This is a genomic window from Paenibacillus sp. FSL R7-0331, from assembly GCF_000758645.1.
Classification (GTDB): domain Bacteria; phylum Bacillota; class Bacilli; order Paenibacillales; family Paenibacillaceae; genus Paenibacillus_AQ; species Paenibacillus_AQ camerounensis.
Genome location: NZ_CP009284.1, coordinates 5,312,059 through 5,328,797, shown reverse-complemented (window position 1 = coordinate 5,328,797; position 16,739 = coordinate 5,312,059). Strand labels below are relative to the sequence as shown.

Annotated in this window: 13 protein-coding genes; 12 read left to right on the top strand and 1 reads right to left on the bottom strand. The window is 54.9% G+C overall.

The window, feature by feature from the left end:
• The first annotated feature begins 56 nt into the window (after window positions 1-56).
• From R70331_RS22955 to R70331_RS22925, 7 genes are all read left to right on the top strand, one after another.
• The gene (locus R70331_RS22955) at window positions 57-821 is read left to right on the top strand and encodes an RsmE family RNA methyltransferase (RefSeq protein ID WP_042179475.1); all 765 of its coding nucleotides are present in this window, start codon (window positions 57-59) and stop codon (window positions 819-821) included.
• A 3-nt stretch (window positions 822-824) separates the two neighbouring features.
• The gene (gene mtaB / locus R70331_RS22950) at window positions 825-2,168 is read left to right on the top strand and encodes a tRNA (N(6)-L-threonylcarbamoyladenosine(37)-C(2))-methylthiotransferase MtaB (RefSeq protein WP_042179473.1); all 1,344 of its coding nucleotides are present in this window, start codon (window positions 825-827) and stop codon (window positions 2,166-2,168) included.
• A gap of 382 nt (window positions 2,169-2,550) precedes the next feature.
• A complete protein-coding gene (locus R70331_RS22945; protein WP_042179471.1) occupies window positions 2,551-2,988 on the top strand; it encodes an NUDIX hydrolase in 438 nt (145 codons plus the stop codon).
• 141 nt (window positions 2,989-3,129) lie between these two features.
• Complete coding sequence (locus R70331_RS22940) at window positions 3,130-5,358, top strand: Ig-like domain-containing protein (protein WP_042179468.1); 2,229 nt, start codon at window positions 3,130-3,132, stop codon at window positions 5,356-5,358.
• Window positions 5,359-5,503: 145 nt separating this feature from the next.
• The gene (locus tag R70331_RS22935) at window positions 5,504-6,064 is read left to right on the top strand and encodes an ECF-type riboflavin transporter substrate-binding protein (protein ID WP_042179465.1); all 561 of its coding nucleotides are present in this window, start codon (window positions 5,504-5,506) and stop codon (window positions 6,062-6,064) included.
• A gap of 106 nt (window positions 6,065-6,170) precedes the next feature.
• A complete protein-coding gene (locus R70331_RS22930; RefSeq protein WP_042183111.1) occupies window positions 6,171-7,877 on the top strand; it encodes an ABC transporter ATP-binding protein in 1,707 nt (568 codons plus the stop codon).
• The gene (locus R70331_RS22925; RefSeq protein WP_042179463.1) at window positions 7,874-8,701 is read left to right on the top strand and encodes an energy-coupling factor transporter transmembrane component T family protein; all 828 of its coding nucleotides are present in this window, start codon (window positions 7,874-7,876) and stop codon (window positions 8,699-8,701) included. Before R70331_RS22930 ends, R70331_RS22925 begins: the two co-directional genes overlap by 4 nt.
• Window positions 8,702-8,863: 162 nt before the next feature.
• On the opposite strand, the gene R70331_RS22920 is transcribed toward R70331_RS22925, so the two are convergent.
• Complete coding sequence (locus tag R70331_RS22920; RefSeq protein WP_042179460.1) at window positions 8,864-9,856, bottom strand: Na/Pi cotransporter family protein; 993 nt, start codon at window positions 9,854-9,856, stop codon at window positions 8,864-8,866.
• A gap of 98 nt (window positions 9,857-9,954) precedes the next feature.
• Here R70331_RS22920 and R70331_RS22915 point away from each other — a divergent pair, with 98 nt between their 5' ends.
• The 5 genes from R70331_RS22915 (at window position 9,955) to R70331_RS22895 (ending at window position 16,701) form a co-directional block, all read left to right on the top strand.
• Complete coding sequence (locus R70331_RS22915) at window positions 9,955-11,355, top strand: class I SAM-dependent rRNA methyltransferase (RefSeq protein WP_042179458.1); 1,401 nt, start codon at window positions 9,955-9,957, stop codon at window positions 11,353-11,355.
• 238 nt (window positions 11,356-11,593) lie between these two features.
• On the top strand, window positions 11,594-12,616 hold the full coding sequence (locus tag R70331_RS32190) for a helix-turn-helix transcriptional regulator (protein ID WP_052419173.1): 1,023 nt from the start codon (window positions 11,594-11,596) through the stop codon (window positions 12,614-12,616).
• Between the two features lie 124 nt (window positions 12,617-12,740).
• Complete coding sequence (locus R70331_RS22905) at window positions 12,741-14,561, top strand: ABC transporter ATP-binding protein (protein ID WP_231576344.1); 1,821 nt, start codon at window positions 12,741-12,743, stop codon at window positions 14,559-14,561.
• Complete coding sequence (locus R70331_RS22900) at window positions 14,545-16,284, top strand: ABC transporter ATP-binding protein (protein ID WP_042179452.1); 1,740 nt, start codon at window positions 14,545-14,547, stop codon at window positions 16,282-16,284. Before R70331_RS22905 ends, R70331_RS22900 begins: the two co-directional genes overlap by 17 nt.
• Before the next feature lie 18 nt (window positions 16,285-16,302).
• Window positions 16,303-16,701 carry a hypothetical protein gene (locus R70331_RS22895; RefSeq protein WP_042179449.1) on the top strand — a complete coding sequence of 133 codons (399 nt, stop codon included), beginning with the start codon at window positions 16,303-16,305 and terminating at the stop codon, window positions 16,699-16,701.
• The last annotated feature ends 38 nt before the right edge of the window (window positions 16,702-16,739 follow it).

Sequence of the window (16,739 nt, the reverse complement as noted above, 5' to 3'; positions counted from 1 at the left end):
ATATGTTTTTTTGGGTAACAGCATTTTACTGAATATTAATAGAATGAGGCTAAACTATGCAGCGTTATTTTGTAAGCCCGGAGCAGTTCGGCGCAGAGCAGGTGAGCATCGGCGGCGAGGACGCACGCCACATTGCCAAGGTGATGCGCGGCAAGGCCGGAGACAAGCTGATTGTCAGTGACGGAGTGTCCCGTGAAGCTCTGACGGAGATTGCTTCCATTGAAATCGGCGAGATTGTCGTGAATATTGTAGAGGCGCTGGAAATGACCCATGAGCCGCGCATCCAGATCACGGTGGCACAGAGCCTGCCCAAAGGCGACAAGCTGGAGACCGTGATCCAGAAATGCACCGAGATCGGTGCCGTAGCCTTTGCTCCCTTCCACTCAGAGCGCACGATCGTACAATACGATGAACGCAAGGAGGGCAAGCGGCTCGAACGCTGGCGCAAGATTTGTAAAGAGGCTGCCGAGCAGGCACACCGCAATATCGTTCCGGACGTTCTGTCTCCGCTTAGCTGGAAGCAGCTGCTTCAGAGCTTCAGCGGATATGATGCCGTCTACTTCTGCTATGAAAAAGAAGAAGGCTTGCAGCTGCGCAGCGCCGCAGCACCTTGGGTTGCCGGATTATCTCCGGATTCCCAGGGCAAAGTGATGGTCGTGGTCGGCCCTGAAGGCGGGTTCAGTCCGGAGGAATGCCAGGCGGCTGAAGCTGCCGGGGCAGTATCTGTAGGACTAGGACGCCGTATCCTGCGCTGCGAGACAGCCGGCATGGTTGCTGCAGCCTGTATTTTATATGAATCCGGAGAAATGGGGGGAGCTTAAGCAATGCCATCCGTAGCATTTTATACTTTAGGTTGTAAGGTTAATTTCTATGACACTGAAGCCATCTGGCAGCTGTTCAAAAATGAAGGCTACGAGCAGGTGGATTTCGAGGGGAATGCCGATGTATACCTGATTAACACCTGTACGGTGACGAACACAGGTGACAAAAAGAGCCGCCAGATGATCCGCCGCGCCGTACGCCGCAACCCGGAAGCAATTGTCGCTGTAACGGGCTGCTATGCGCAGACTTCACCGGGTGAGATTCTGGATATTCCCGGCGTCGATCTGGTCATCGGCAACCAGGACCGTGAGCATATCATGACCCACGTTAAGAATATTCAGGAGTCGCGCCAGCCGGTAAATGCGGTACGCAACATCATGAAGACCCGTGAATTTGAAGAGCTGGATGTGCCGGGCTTTGCTGACCGGACACGTGCGTTCATGAAAATTCAGGACGGCTGCAACAACTTCTGCACCTTCTGCATCATTCCGTGGTCGCGCGGGCTGTCACGCAGCCGTGATCCGAAATCGATTGTCGCTCAGGCGCATCAGCTGGTTGAGGCTGGCTACAAGGAGTTCGTACTGACCGGTATTCACACCGGCGGCTACGGCGATGATCTGGACAACTACCGCCTGGCCGACCTGCTCTGGGAGCTGGATAAGGTGGATGGGCTGGAACGCGTACGCATCAGCTCGATTGAAGCCAGCCAGATCGATGAGAAGCTGCTGGAGGTGCTGAACCGCAGCACCAAAATGTGCCGTCATCTGCATATTCCGCTGCAGGCCGGCCATAATGAGGTGCTCAAGACGATGCGCCGTAAATACACTACGGAAGAGTATTATGCCAAAATGCAGCTGATCCGCCAGGCGATGCCGGACGTAGGCATCACTACGGACGTTATCGTCGGCTTCCCGGGCGAGACGGACGAAATGTTCCGCGCCGGATATGACTTCATGAAGGCTGTGAATTACTCCGAAATGCATGTATTCCCTTACTCCAAGCGGACTGGTACTCCAGCTGCGCGGATGCTTAACCAGATCGACGAGGAGATCAAGAACGTCCGCGTACAGCAGCTGATTGATCTCTCCGAGGAGATGCAGCTGGACTACGCCCGCAAGTTCGTCGGCAAGACGGTATCGGTCATCGCCGAACGCTCAGCCAAGGATGCGCCGGGACGCAGCATCCAGCACGGCTTCAGCGACAACTACCTGCAGGTGTTCTTCGGCGGCGATGATTCGCTGCAGGGTGAGCTCTGCCAGGTAAAGATTACTGAAGCGGGCATTAACGAATGCAAGGGCGAGCTGGTTAGCATCAGCCGGACTGCGCTGCACCAGACTGCGAACTAGACTGACCGGGCTGACAGGATCATCAATGTGTAATAGATATTGTTCAATCGGGCCGGATATTGGATTCTACTGTATTTTGTGCTTGATTTTAAACCCGTGTACTATGCATTCTGTTGTACAGACTATAATTATTCCGCATATATCGTCTGCTAACATAACGTATCCTATCAAGCAAGGATTTCATTTCCCGCCGGAGGTGAAGTCCTTGTTGCTGTTTGGGACGGGATGCCAAGGAACAACGGTGAGGGCGGATTTAACAGAGAGCCTGCGCCCGAATTCCGAAAAAAGGGTAAGAAGTGATAAGGGCGGATTGGCCCCGGAGCGCTTTCACAGGAACATCTCATAGGATAGTAGGCGATTACAATGTTAAGGAGCTATGAACATGGCGCATAAGCAAATTTCGGCGGGCGGCGTGGTGTACCGGCGGGGCAGAGAGGGTCTGGAGATACAGCTGATCGTGGACCGTTACGGCAAGGTGGCGCTGCCAAAGGGGAAGATGGAGGACGGCGAGACGGTAGAGGACACAGCTCTGCGGGAGATCCGCGAGGAGACCGGCGCTGTCGGCATAATCAGAGCCCCGATTGATATTATCAAATATACGTATGAGCACCGCACCTATGGAACAGTGGATAAAGAGGTGCATTACTTTCTGGTAGAGGCGGTAGGCGGGACCACCAAAGCCCAAGCTGAAGAGATCAATGCGGTGGAATGGCATGATGCAGATGCTGCCTGGGAGCGGGGAAAGAGCAGGCTGTACGCAAATAATGTGCCTATTTTACAAAAGGCGATGTCGATGCTGGAACATTTTTTTACCGCATAAGCTATCTAGTTATAAAGTCCTGAATTACCTCCATTCTGAAAATTAACTGAAATTAGGGTAAACACTTCAGGCGTAATTGTCGATATAGTGGAAGAGTGTGGTAATGACCACCGATAATCTTACTGCCTAAGGAGAGAACAGATGACTGTGTACAGGAAAATGACAAAGATGCTCCTCATTATGATATTGCTGACTGCCGCAGCTTTTCCGGTAAACGTCTTTGCGGCTGCAGGCGATACCAACTCAATTGATTTTGACAGCTCGGCCAAAGTGGAACTTACGGTTGGACAAACCCCGAAACAGCTTAAAGTGTATGCCAACATTGAAGGGTCTTCCTCCAAAAAGGATGTGACCGCAGCTTCAACCTGGGTATCCTCAAATACAAATGCAGTCAAGGTAGTTAACGGGCTGTTGACACCGGTAGATACAGGTACGGCAATGATTACTGCTACGTATCTTAATGCGGTAGCCACCCTTGAGGTGTCCGTTACCCATCCTTTCAAAGATCTCACTCTGGAGCGCAGCTCCGACGGGAACTATAAATTAGGTGACAGTGAAGAAACACTGCTCGTCAAAGCCAAAGCAACAGGCGGACAATCCGCTACAACGGTTAAAGATGTCTCGCAGGATGCAGACTGGAGCAGCTCCAATACAGGTGTTCTGACCGTTGATGACGGCCAGATTACTCTGGTTGGTGAAGGAACAGCGACGGTTACCGCCAAGTACAAGGGCTTGACCGCTACTTTTAAAGCTAAGGTAGAGCTGCCTTATTCGGCAATTGTCTTGAAAGAAAATAAGGTGGTTGTCAAGGAGCTTGAGCTGCTGGTCGGCGACAGCCCGGTAGAATTGACTGCTGCAACCAAGGCGACTGAAAATAGTCCTGAAAAGGATATTGCCGACCTGGCGGAATGGACCAGCTCCAGCGAAAGTGTTGCAACAGTAGATGCCGGTACAATCACGGTAGTGGGAACAGGTAAGGCTGTAATTACAGCGAAATACCTTGGTGTATCCAAATCTGTGGATGTGTATGTGCGTGCACCTTATGAAGCGATTCTGCTGACTCCTTCCGAGGATCAGACGCTTTTCATGGGGGAGAGCCTGCAAATAAAAGCAGAAATGCGAAATGCTGTGAATTCCACGCAAAACCAGTCTGCAGGTGCAACCTGGACGTCTGATAACCTGCTGGCGGCAACCGTAACGAAGGATGCTTCGGCTGCTACAGTTACCGGTAAAGCGGTGGGCTCGGCGGTTATTAAGGCGGAGAACCTCGGTGTCAGCAAGACCCTGAAGGTGACCGTACTGCCAACCCTTACGGAGCTGAGTCTCGATAAGTCCGAACTGGAAATCTATACAGCGGACAGCGTCAGCCTGCCGAAGGTCAGCGGAACGAAGCTGGACGGCACGAAGCTTGAGATTAGCCAGGAAATCGAATGGACCTCAGCCAATGAAGAGGTAGCAGAGATCAAGGATGGCAAGCTTGCCGCTGTCAAAGCGGGTACCGTTACTCTTACAGGTAAGATTAAGGAGGGTAATGTCTCCTCCGGGACGGTTTCCCCGATCCGCGGTAAAAGTGTTGAAGTAAAGGTTACTGTACAAAATAAAGTGCTGGTGCTGATCGGGCCTGAGGATGCGCTGGGTCTCGTAATCGGTGAAGAGCAGCCGCTTCCTTCAGTAAATGCTGTGCTTGAGAACGGTGACGAGGTTGATGTTACAAGCACGATTACCTGGGAGGTTAGCGGAACCAATGCGGTCATCAGGCAGACTGCAAACGGCAAGGTCATTAAAGGCCTGACCAAAGGCTCGGCTACACTTAAAGGAACGTATTCCAACAAAACAATCAGCATTCCGGTGACCATTGAGCAGAAGGTTGTGAAGCTGGTCGTTGAGCCTGCCACAGTGGACCTGAACCTCAAAGCCTCCAAGGCGATCAAAGTAACCGGATATTTTGCAAACGGCAAGTCGGCGAACTTCTCCGGTGCAATGAACTGGGAGTCCTCAAATCCGGCGGTGGCAACTGTGAAGGGAACAACCGTCAAGGCCGTGGCTGAAGGTACGGCAACTATGACCGGCTCCTATCAGGGCATTGCTGCTACTGTAAAGGTTAATGTGGTACCTAAGCTGACTAAGCTGACTGTGAATGAAACGAAGCTGACGCTTGCCGCCGGCGCTTCACAGAGCGTTGTTGCAACAGCGCTTTATGATACCGGAAGAACAGCTATTGTTACCGGCAGCGTAGTCTGGACCAGCTCGAAGCCTTCTGTAGCGAAGGTGAATGCTTCCGGTATGATTACAGCGGTGGGCAAAGGAACAACGTCCATCAAAGGAAAATGGAATAACAAGACCATAACAGTATCGGTCACTGTAAAATAAACCCTCACGCAAATCTGCAGAGCTGCTGTTACAGCGCTTTGCAGATTTTTTTTGCTTAAAGCCATAGTAAAACCAAGTAATCCGATGTATAATTCTAAAAAATACATAACAAATGATACAAATCCAATTCAGGGAGATGAAGCAAATGGCGAAAAAAGAATTATTATCTATCAGATCCATTGTAGCGGTCGGGATTGGTTCAGCCTTGTTCGTGATTTTGGGAAGATTTGGCTCGATTCCTACCGGTATTCCGAATACGAACATTGAGACTACCTACGCGCTGCTTGCAGTGTTCTCGCTCCTATATGGACCTGTAGCGGGGCTGTTGATCGGACTGATCGGGCACACGCTGAAGGATTTTATTTTCTACGGCTCGCCCTGGTTCAGCTGGGTCATCTCTTCGGGGCTGGTTGGACTGATTATCGGCCTGCTGGTTGCCGGTATTTCCATTCAGGACGGTGTATTCGGTAAAAGAGAAATCATCCGCTTCAATCTGGCCCAGATTGTTGCCAATGCTATTGCCTGGTTCGCAGTTGCGCCGACGCTGGATATTCTGATCTATGCTGAGCCGGCAAATAAGGTATATACGCAAGGACTGGCTGCGGGAGCGGCAAATATCGTTACGGTAGCGGTTATCGGTACACTGCTCGCAGTGGCCTATGCCAAGACGCGGACCAAGCAGGGAAGCCTGCGCAAGCTGAGCTAATTGAAGAGCTGACAGAAAAGCCGGTGACAATCACCGGCTTTTCTGTTGAAATAAGAGAAGACAGAAGCAGGCATACATGAATCAGCTGAAGAGGAAGATTACAGATATGAATAATACCGTTATTGAGTTTACAGATTTCAGCTTCACTTACCGTACCCAGCAGGAGCCTACGCTGCGCGGCATTAATCTGAGCATCAGGGAGGGGGAGAAGGTACTTATCGTCGGGCCTTCCGGCTGCGGGAAGAGCACGCTGGCCCACTGCATCAACGGGCTGATCCCCTTCTATTATCCCGGGGAGTCGGAGGGTAGCCTGCGTATTGCTGGGCAAGCACCCGGAGAGCGGAGTATTGCTGCGATGTCACAAGCAGTAGGCACAGTACTGCAGGACCCGGACGGGCAATTTGTCGGGCTGACTGTAGGGGAGGATATCGCTTTTGTGCTGGAGAACGGAGCGGTATCTCCGGCAGAAATGAATGAACGGGTGACAGCTGCAGCGGATGCTGTAGGCATTGGAGAGCTGCTGCTGGCGTCGCCGCAGGAGCTCTCCGGCGGGCAGAAGCAGAAGACGATGCTGGCCGGAGTGCTGGCAGGTAATGTGGATATTTTGCTGTTTGATGAGCCTCTTGCCAGCCTGGACCCGTATACCGGCACCAAGACCATTGAACTGATACACCGGCTGCAGCAGGAAACCGGCAAAACCGTCATTATTATCGAACACCGGCTGGAGGAAGTGCTGCACCGGGCAGTTGACCGGATTATCGTCATGAACGACGGGGCCATTGTTGCCGATCTGCCGCCTGCCGAGCTGTTAAGCTCACGCCTGCTGGGCGAAGCAGGTCTGCGCGAGCCGCTGTATCTGACGGCGCTCCGGTATTCCGGAGTAACCGTTACGCCTGAGATGAGGCCTGAGCATCTGGAGCTTCTGCAGATGGAGGGGGCGGCCGGGCCGCTCCAGCGCTGGATGGACGGGCGCGGGAAGCAGCCGGAGAGCGCTGCAGCCGAACCGCTGCTTGAGCTTAAGGAGATTTCCTTCGGCTATGATGAGAAGGCAGAGGTTCTGCACCGGCTGTCGCTGACTGTTAACCGGGGCGAGATGCTCGCCATCGCCGGCAGGAACGGGGCAGGGAAATCAACGGTTTCCAAGCTGATCTGCGGCTTCTATAAGCCGGCGTCAGGCAGCATCCGGCTGAACGGCCGGGATATCAGCCGGGATTCAATCCGGGAGCGGGCGGAGCGCATCGGGTTTGTGATGCAGAATCCAAACCACATGATCTCAAAGACGCTGCTGTACGATGAGGTGGCCTTCGGTCTTAAGCTGAGGGGAGTGCCGGAGGAAAGAATCCGGGAACGGGTCTATAATGTACTTAAAATCTGCGGCCTGCATGAATTCCGCGAATGGCCGGTGTCAGCATTGAGCTACGGACAGAAGAAGCGGGTTACAATCGCTTCCATTCTGGTGCTGGAGCCGGAAATTATCATTCTGGATGAGCCTACCGCCGGCCAGGACTACCGGCATTATAATGAGATGATGGAGTTTCTGCAGGGCCTTGGCAGCCGGGGGATAACCGTAATTATGATTACGCACGACATGCATCTGATGCTGGAGTATGCGCAGCGGACGGTTGTGCTGGCGGACGGGAAGAAGCTGGCTGATGACCGTCCCGAGCGGATTTTGACGGACCGGTCTATAGTAGAAAAGGCCAATCTGCGGGAGACGTCGCTGTATACCCTGGCGCTGAAGGCAGGGCTGCGGAAGCCGGAGGAGCTGGTGCGTACCTTTATTGCTTTTGACAGGGGGGTGCGCCGCGGATGAGAGCCCGGATGCTAACCTTTACCCGGCAGGATTCGCCGGTGCACCGTCTGAGCGGAGCAGCCAAGCTGATCTGCTTTATCGTCTGGTCGCTGTCGGCAATGATTACTTATGATACGAGATGCCTGATAGTGATGCTGCTGGTCAGTCTAGCCGTTTTCCGGATCTCAAAAGTGAAGTTTGCGGATTATGCTTTTGTACTGTATTTTATTCTGATCTTTTTCCTGCTCAACCATCTGGCGATCTTTCTCTTCTCTCCCTTGGAAGGAACACAGGTTTACGGTACACGCCATGATCTGTTCCATTTGGGCGGGCGTTACACCGTCACGGCGGAGCAATTATTCTACCAGTTTAACATTGCACTGAAATACGCTGTAGTCATTCCCATGGCGCTGCTGTTCCTGCTGGCGACAGATCCAAGTGAGTTCGCGGCATCCTTGAACCGGATTGGTGTTAACTATAAAATTGCGTATTCGGTATCACTGGCACTGCGCTACATTCCCGACATCCAGCGGGATTACGAGAATATTTCGTTCTCCGCACAGGCCAGGGGGATCGATCTGTCCCGCAAGGAGAAGCTGTCACAGCGCCTGAAGAATATCGTGTCCATCCTGCTGCCGCTAATTCTCTCAAGCATTGAGCGGATTGAGAAGATCAGCACCGCTATGGAGCTGCGCGGCTTCGGCAGCGGCAGGAAGCGGACCTGGTACACAGGCAGGCCGTTTAGCCGGAGCGATTATATCGCAATGGGGCTGCTGCTGTCACTGGCTGCGGTAACGCTGATCGTTACGTTTTATGACGGATCGAGGTTCTATAGTATCTTCTGATGACTGCGGGTAGAGAATAGAAGAGAATAGATTAGTATCGTGGGTCAGAAGATAAGAGAATGAATTAGTATCGCAGGGCAGTTTGAAGTATAATAATACAGCGATTCTCCTGTTGTGGGAGAACCGCTGCTTTTCAGTCTGCCTGATTCGGCAGACTAAGCCTTAAGTGCGGCTGAGCCGCTGCTCGACTCTGGACCAGAGGGGCAGATAGCACAGCGGCAGGACGGCCAGTGAGCAGACGACATTAAAGATCGTCTGCGCATGAGCGAGTTGGGAGGCGGGGCCGCCGCCGAAAGAAGCGGATATGCTCTGCAGCGGGCCGATAAACGGCAGGAACAGCAGGGCGCCGCCGACGTTGAGCGCCACATGCGAGCCGGCGACGAACTTGCCGGAGGCTGAGCCGCCGATGGAGGCGATGACGGCGGTGACACAGGTGCCGACATTCGCGCCCAGCACAATGGCGATCCCGATCTCGGGCGGCATGGTGCTGGCGGAAGCCAGGCCCATTGCCATCCCGATGACCGCAGCGCTGCTGTGCAGCATCGCGGTCAGGCAGGCTCCGGCGGCAAGCCCCCACAGGGCGCTGGTTGCCGCATGGTTCAGGAACCAGCGGAACAGGCCGCTGGTTTCAAGCGCGGGGCCGACCGACTGCATGACGGCGATGCCCCATAGCACCAGTGCAAAGCCGGCTACGGCCAGGCTGATGAACTGAAGCGGGCCGGAGGCGGCGCGGCAGGCCTCGGCTGCACGCCAGGCGAAGGGCGGCAGCTCGCCAAGGATGACGGCAGCGGCCCACAGGCAGAGCGCCGCCGTGAGCAGCGGCGCGGCAGCCGAGCTGATCTGCAGTCCGATCAGCTCGGTGGTCAGGCAGGTGCCGATGTTGCTGCCGAGAATAATGCCGAGCGTACGCGCATAGGTGAGCAGCCCGGCATTGACCATGCCGATGGTCAGCACGGTTACAGCGGTGCTGCTCTGCAGCAGCGCCGACAGCAGGCTGCTGGCGATAAGGCCTTTTAGCGGCGTAGATGTAGCCTTATGCAGGCTCCGTGTAAGCAGCGGGCCGGCGAGCTTGGCCAGCGCAGCTTCCATCAGCTTCATGCCGGCAAGAAAAATGACAAGACCGTATATGACAGGGAACAGCAGGTCACGGATCATAAGGACATGCTCCTTTGGACGGGGGTTGTACACCAATATATGAAAGCAATGCAGTGGACATGTATGAAATTTACAAGAGGAACAGGGAGTTGAAGTCATTGGCATCGGTTATTCTGGAACGAAACCGCAAAAAAAGACTGGAGCAGGCCCACCCGTGGGTATTCGCCAGCGAAGTAGCTTCAGTGGACGGGGAGCCGCAGGCCGGCAGTCTGGTGGATGTGCTTAATCATCAGGGAAGATATCTGGCTACCGGATATTACAATCCGGCATCGCAGATCCGGGTGAGGATTGTGTCGCAGTCCCCGCTGGCTGCAATGGACACGGCCTTCTTCGTCGAACGCTTTACGGGCTGCCTGCAGCACCGGGAACGGTTCCTGCCGGGAGCGGATGCATACCGCTTCGTCTACGGGGAGGCGGATTTTCTGCCAGGCCTGATCATCGACCGCTTCGGAGATGTGCTGGTGGTGCAGCTGCTCACGCTGGGGATGGACAAGTGCCGGGACGAGATTGTTGAAGCGCTCGTGCAGGTTATGCAGCCGCAGGGCATCTATGAGCGCAGCGATGTCTCGGTCCGCGAGCTGGAAGGGCTTGAACAGAGAACCGGCGTACTGTATGGTGAGTGCCCGCGTCATATCACAGTTAGCGAGAACGGACTGAAGGTCATTGTCGATATTGAAGAAGGCCAGAAGACCGGCTATTTCTTCGACCAGCGCGAGAACCGTGCGTCAATTGCTCCGCTGATGAACGGCTGGGGCGGACGCAGCGGGATTACGCTGCAGGAAGTACAGGCAGAGGACGGTTCTACGCAGACCTTGCCGGTGAACAAGAGCGGCAAGCCGGTTACCTTCCCTTACTGGGACGGCGCGACCGTGCTGGAATGCTTCGCCCATACGGGCAGCTTCACGCTGCATGCCTGCAAATACGGGGCGAAGAAGGTGACCTGTCTTGACGTTTCTGCCCATGCGATTGAAAGCGCCAAGGCCAACGTTGAAATTAACGGATTCACGGACCGTGTAGAGTTCGTTGTGGACGATGCGTTTGCGTTCCTGCGTAATCAGGTAAAAGGGCTGGAGGAGCGTTCGGAGCGGGCAACGGGTAAAACGGAGGCTGTTCCTGGAGGCAAGCCGGCTGTCAAGACAGATACGGCTAAGCCGATGACAGCGGGTGGCGGACGCACCTGGGATGTCGTCATCCTGGACCCGCCTGCTTTTGCCAAAACGAAAAGCGCCGTTGCCGGAGCCTGCCGCGGATACAAAGACATCAACCTGCACGGCATGAAGCTGGTTAACGAGGGCGGCTACCTGGTAACCGCAAGCTGCTCATACCACATGCAGCCGCAGCTGTTCCTGGACACCATCGCCGAAGCGGCGAAGGATGCCGGCAAGGTGCTGAGACTGATCGAGTGGCGGGCTGCCGGCAAGGACCATCCGCAGATTCTCGGCGTGGACGAGGGCCACTATCTGAAGTTTGCGATCTTTGAGGTGCGCAGCAAGAAATAATGAGCTGATGCGGACGGCGCTGATTTCCGGCTGCCGCGGGCTAAAGGGAGAAATCAAAGGGAAAAATGCCTTTGATTCAGCGTACCCCTGTAAAAGGCGGGGGAAGCTGGAATATGACCACTTTACATGAGAGTACCCCAGGGTACTCTTTTTCTTTTACAGCAATCCGTCCATCATCCAATTGATAATCATTCTCACTATCATATATAATTAGCCCTAACAAAAGGAGGCGAACAACATGTTGAACCAAACCGGCAGCAGCATCAGCGGCCACGAACGGATAGATGCGCACAAAACGCTGCTCTGCGATGGCTACGAGCATACGTACCGTCTGGACGGAAGCCATTTTGAGATCATCCCGCCTGAAGAGCTGGGAAGCGGAAGCTGCAAAAGCCTGCTCAGCCAGGGGCATATCCAGATGACGGATTTTAACCTTATGTTTAACCGCAACATGGAGGCGAACGGTGAGTTCAAGACTCCGCGCACGGAGCTGGTTTTTTGCCTGGGGGACGGAATTGAATGGGGAACCTCGCTGACGGGGGACGCCTTCGCTATTGAGCAGGATGAGATTGCGCTGCTGAACGGGGGCGGGAGAACGGAGAGCTGCCGATATGTGCGGGATGCACGCTACCGGTTTCTCAGCATTGATATGAGTCCGGAGCATTACGGCCGGATGACAGAGGGAATGAGCGGGGACGGGCGGCTGGGGCTCGGGGGCAGTGACGGCGCTCTTTTTGCCAAAAATAAAATCACACCGGCGGTCCGCCAGCTTCTGGCGCAGATTGCGGACTGTTCGTACAGCGGCGGGGTGCGGAAACTGTATCTGGAGGGGAAGATGCTTGAGCTGTTCGCTGTATACCTGAATGAATCGTTGTATGAAGCTGAGCGGATTCCTGCGGGGATCAAGCTGTCCAGGGAGGATATCCGGAGCCTTCATCTGGCAAAAGAGCTGCTGCAGCGCGATTACGCCCAGCCTCCTACATTAGCCGGCTTGTCCCGCCTGGTCTGCCTTAATGAATTCAAGCTCAAAAAGGGCTTTAAGGAAATGTTCGGCTCAACGGTGCATGCCTATGTAATTGAGCAGCGGCTGCAGCATGCCCACCGCCTGCTGGAGCAGGGGAGAATGAGCGTGAGTGAGGCAGCGGCACAGGTCGGATATGGGAATATCAGCCATTTTGCAGCAGCCTTCCGTAAAAGATTCGGGACAAGCCCTGGTGAATATGCAGTCAGCAGCCGGCGTAATGCGCCGAAATACTCCTGATTTGAGCGTTAAAGCTCCCGTAATGGGTAGTACCGGAGGGAGCGGCTGGCCTACACTTGTTCACAGAGAATAATTCTCAATGCACTTCTTGCGGATGTATTTCTGAAGAATGGGGGGAGAAGCTGTGGGCAAGACCAGAACCAAAACAGGCCTGCTGAGGCTGCTGGAAATTGCCGGTGAGAAAAGAGGGCTGCTGCTCTGCTCCGGGCTGTTCTCATCTGCCAGCGCTGTGCTGATGCTTGTGCCTTTTATCTCGGTATATTTCATTCTCGCCGAGCTGCTGCGCCATGCTGCGGCACCAGGCGGAATAGACGGGAAAACGATGATCTGGTGGGGAGGTGTAGCGCTGTCGGGACTTGTTCTAGGCCTAATTACCTCTTACTGCGGCATTATGTGCTCACATCTTGCAGCTTTCCGGATTCAGTACAATTTGCGCATCAGGATGACGGAGCATCTGGGCAGGCTGCCGCTCGGTTACCTGAACGGCACCTCCACCGGAGCTGTCAAAAAAACGCTGGAGCAGAATGTGGAAAAGGTGGAAACCTTTATCGCCCACCAGCTTCCCGATCTGATCAGTGCGGCGGTGACTACCGTGCTGATGATCGGCATCATGTTCTGGCTGAGCCCGCTGCTGGCCGTTGCCTGTCTGCTGCCGATTGTACTCGGCTTTATCATTCAGGCTTCGCTGATGGCAGGCGGCAAGGGCCGGGACAGGGTCAGAGCGTATCATGAAGCACTGGAGCAGATTAATACCTCTGCCGTACAGTATGTGCGGGGAATGCCAGCAGTCAAGGTGTTCGGGCAGACAGTACACTCGTTCCGTAAATTCTATGGGGATATGGCCAGCTACCGCGATAATTGCCTGGCGTTCACAGACCGCTTCCAGAATGGTTATATTGCGTTCAAAACACTGCTGGCCTCCCTGTTCGTGTTCATTCTGCCGGCAGGAATCCTGCTTCTGCGGCGTGAGCCGGATTCACAGTCCGTTGCTTTGCTGCTTCTGTTCTTCCTGGTGATGGCGCCGGGCGTTTCCGGGCCGCTGTACAAGCTGCTGATGCTGGCCTCCAGCACCCGGGATATCGGTGAAGGGGTGCGGCGGATGGATGATCTGCTGTCCCGCCGGCCTGTACCGGAGACAACGGCCCCACAGTCGCCACAGGGCTATAGCATTGAATTCGCTGATGTAAGCTTTTCCTATCATGAGGACGGGAAGGGCGGAGAAGCACTGAAGCATATTTCATTCCTTGCCGAGCAGGGAAAGGTTACCGCGCTTGTCGGCCCTTCCGGCTCAGGCAAGTCGACTGTCGCCAGTCTGGTGCCGCGCTTCTGGGACCCGGGTGCGGGGGCCATTTTCATCGGAGGGGTGGATATCCGCAATATGGCAATCCATGAGCTGATGGATACCGTGGCTTTTGTATTCCAGGAAACGTTTCTTTTCTACGATACGCTGTATGAAAATATTGCGGTAGGCCGCCCCGGAGCTACCCAGGCGGAGGTTGAAGCCGCAGCGCGTGCAGCCCAGTGCGATGATTTTATCAGCCGGCTGCCGCAGGGCTACCAGACGCTGATCGGCGAGGGCGGCGTTTATCTGTCCGGCGGCGAAGAGCAGCGGGTTGCCGTAGCCAGGGCGATTCTGCGGAATGCGCCGGTGCTCGTGCTTGATGAGGCGACTGCTTTTGCCGATCCGGAGAACGAGCATAAGATGCAGCTTGCCCTGAGTGAGCTGATGCGCGGCAAAACCGTGCTGGTTATTGCGCACAGGCTGTCTTCCATACGTGATGCCGGGCAGATTCTTGTGCTGCAGGACGGAGAAATTGCCGAGCGCGGTGATCATGGGGCACTCGTCGCCCGGAACGGCCTGTATGCGGGGATGTGGCAGGCTTATCTGGGCGCTGATGAGTGGCAGATGGAACGGGGAGGGGCAGAGCATGAAGGTACTGCATAATATTACAGCCGGCAAGCCCCGGCAGCTGCTGAAGCCGGTGCTGTTTTCACTATTGGGCAATCTGGTTGCCGTATTTCCGTTTGCACTTGTAATTGAAGCGGTCCGGCTGATATTTGAGCCATACATAACACCGGGAGCCGTACTGCAGATTGAGCGGCTGTGGTGGCTCTGTGCCGGACTGGCAGGAACGGCCCTGCTCATATTCTTGAGCGAAATTCCTGCTTACCGTGCTGCTTACCGCGGCGCCTACAATGTCGCTGCCGAGGGCAGGGCCGGACTGGCCGAGCATCTGCGCAAGCTGCCGCTTGGAGTTCTGTACCGCCGCGATCCGGGTGATCTGGCCAACATGATGATGGGTGACTATACTCTGGTTGAGACAGGAATCTCCCATCTGCTGCCGCAGCTGGCCGGCGCTTTTGTACTTCCGGTCTTTGCGCTGGCCGGCATGCTGCTTCTGGACTGGCGGATGGCTCTCTCCATGTTCGCAGCGCTGCCGGTTGCCCTGCTGCTGATACTCCTGACATCCAGACTGCAGCGCAGGCTCGGCAGCTCACATATGCGGGCCAAGCTGAACGCAGCCAACCGGCTGCAGGAATACTTGAACGGTATCCGCGTTATGAAGGCTTATAATCTGACCGGGGAGCGTTTCGCCAGGTTGGATACGGCATTCAGGAGGTTGATGAAGGAGAGCATCCGGCTGGAGGGGATTTTTGGTCCTGTCGTACTAACGGCAGTCGGTCTGCTCCGGGCCGGGCTGCCGCTTCTGGTGTATGCCGGCGTCCAGCTGCTGCTGGGCGGAAGTCTTGGTGTCCTGCAGTTTGCCGTGTTCCTTATTGTTGGTACGCGCATCTATGATCCGCTGACCTCCGCACTGACCAATTATGCGGAATTTCGTTATAACGAGCAGGCCGGGGAAAGGATTGTCAAGCTGCTGCAGGAGCCGGTGATGACTGGGGACACCGGGCCGCTTCCCTCAGACAGCACGGTTACCTTCGAGAATGTATCCTTCGGCTATGGAGAGACGAAGGTGCTTAATAATCTGAGCTTTGTCCTGCCGCAGGGGGCATTGACAGCAATTGTTGGTCCTTCAGGCAGCGGAAAAAGCACCGTTCTGCGGCTGATCTCAAGGTTCTATGACCCGGATGAAGGTGCTGTTTACCTGGGCGGCCGTAAGCTGAGCGGCATTGATCCGGAGCATCTGCTCAAGGCGGTATCGGTTGTCTTTCAGGATGTGTACCTCTTCCAGGATACGATCGCTAATAATATCGCGTTCGGACGGCCGGGCGCAACGCGCGAGGACATTATCCGGGCGGCTACAAAGGCACGCTGCCATGATTTTATCAGTAAGCTGCCGCAGGGCTATGAAACGCCGGTTGGTGAGGGAGGAAGCACGCTCTCCGGCGGTGAGAAGCAGCGGCTGTCCATTGCCCGGGCAATATTGAAGGATGCGCCGATTGTTCTGCTGGATGAAGCCACAGCTTCGCTTGATCCGCAGAACGAGGCGGAAATTCAAAAGGCTGTCAACTCGCTGATCCTGGGACGGACAGTAATTGTTATTGCCCACCGCCTGAAGACTATCCGCGGGGCGGATAATATCATCGTGCTTGAGCAAGGAGTAATGGTGCAGCAGGGCAGACATGAGGAGCTGCTGGCAGCAGACGGGCTGTACGCGCGGCTGTGGAGACTGCAGCAGGACACGGCAGGGTTCCGCATCTCATCTTAACTACGGGAGGGTACAGCAATGGCAATTGTTTTGGATGAATCCGCATGGCCGCTGGTTACGATTAATCTGGGAGATCAGTTCGACCGGGAGACTGTCGATGAATATATTGCATACTGGGAAAAGCTTCTGGCAGGAAATTCCAGGTTCGCGCTGATCATGATTCAGAAGGGAGAGCGCGGGGAACGCCCTGAGCGTGAGGTGACCAGGCTGTATATGGACTGGTGCAAGTCGCATAAGGGGCTGATTGCGCGCAGCTGTGCCGGAATCGCGGTTGTAACTGCCAGCTCGAAGCTGCTCGCCCTGTATAAACCGGTAACGGCTCTTTCCACCAAAAAGGTGTACGGCTGTCCGGGCAATGTATTCGCTGAAGAAGCGGAGGCACAGGAGTGGCTGGGCGCCTTACTGCAGAAAAACTAGCAAATTCAAGCCTTTTATATTATTAGTTTAGAATAATG

Excerpts from the sequence above, each read along its gene's own strand:
- R70331_RS22935 (WP_042179465.1), top strand. The coding sequence starts at position 5,504 with ATGGCGAAAAAAGAATTATTATCTATCAGATCCATTGTAGCGGTCGGG.
- R70331_RS22955 (WP_042179475.1), top strand. The coding sequence starts at position 57 with ATGCAGCGTTATTTTGTAAGCCCGGAGCAGTTCGGCGCAGAGCAGGTG.
- R70331_RS22925 (WP_042179463.1), top strand. The coding sequence starts at position 7,874 with ATGAGAGCCCGGATGCTAACCTTTACCCGGCAGGATTCGCCGGTGCAC.
- R70331_RS22945 (WP_042179471.1), top strand. The coding sequence starts at position 2,551 with ATGGCGCATAAGCAAATTTCGGCGGGCGGCGTGGTGTACCGGCGGGGC.
- R70331_RS32190 (WP_052419173.1), top strand. The coding sequence starts at position 11,594 with ATGTTGAACCAAACCGGCAGCAGCATCAGCGGCCACGAACGGATAGAT.
- mtaB (WP_042179473.1), top strand. The coding sequence starts at position 825 with ATGCCATCCGTAGCATTTTATACTTTAGGTTGTAAGGTTAATTTCTAT.
- R70331_RS22920 (WP_042179460.1), bottom strand. The coding sequence starts at position 9,856 with ATGATCCGTGACCTGCTGTTCCCTGTCATATACGGTCTTGTCATTTTT.
- R70331_RS22930 (WP_042183111.1), top strand. The coding sequence starts at position 6,171 with ATGAATAATACCGTTATTGAGTTTACAGATTTCAGCTTCACTTACCGT.
- R70331_RS22940 (WP_042179468.1), top strand. The coding sequence starts at position 3,130 with ATGACTGTGTACAGGAAAATGACAAAGATGCTCCTCATTATGATATTG.
- R70331_RS22900 (WP_042179452.1), top strand. The coding sequence starts at position 14,545 with ATGAAGGTACTGCATAATATTACAGCCGGCAAGCCCCGGCAGCTGCTG.
- R70331_RS22895 (WP_042179449.1), top strand. The coding sequence starts at position 16,303 with ATGGCAATTGTTTTGGATGAATCCGCATGGCCGCTGGTTACGATTAAT.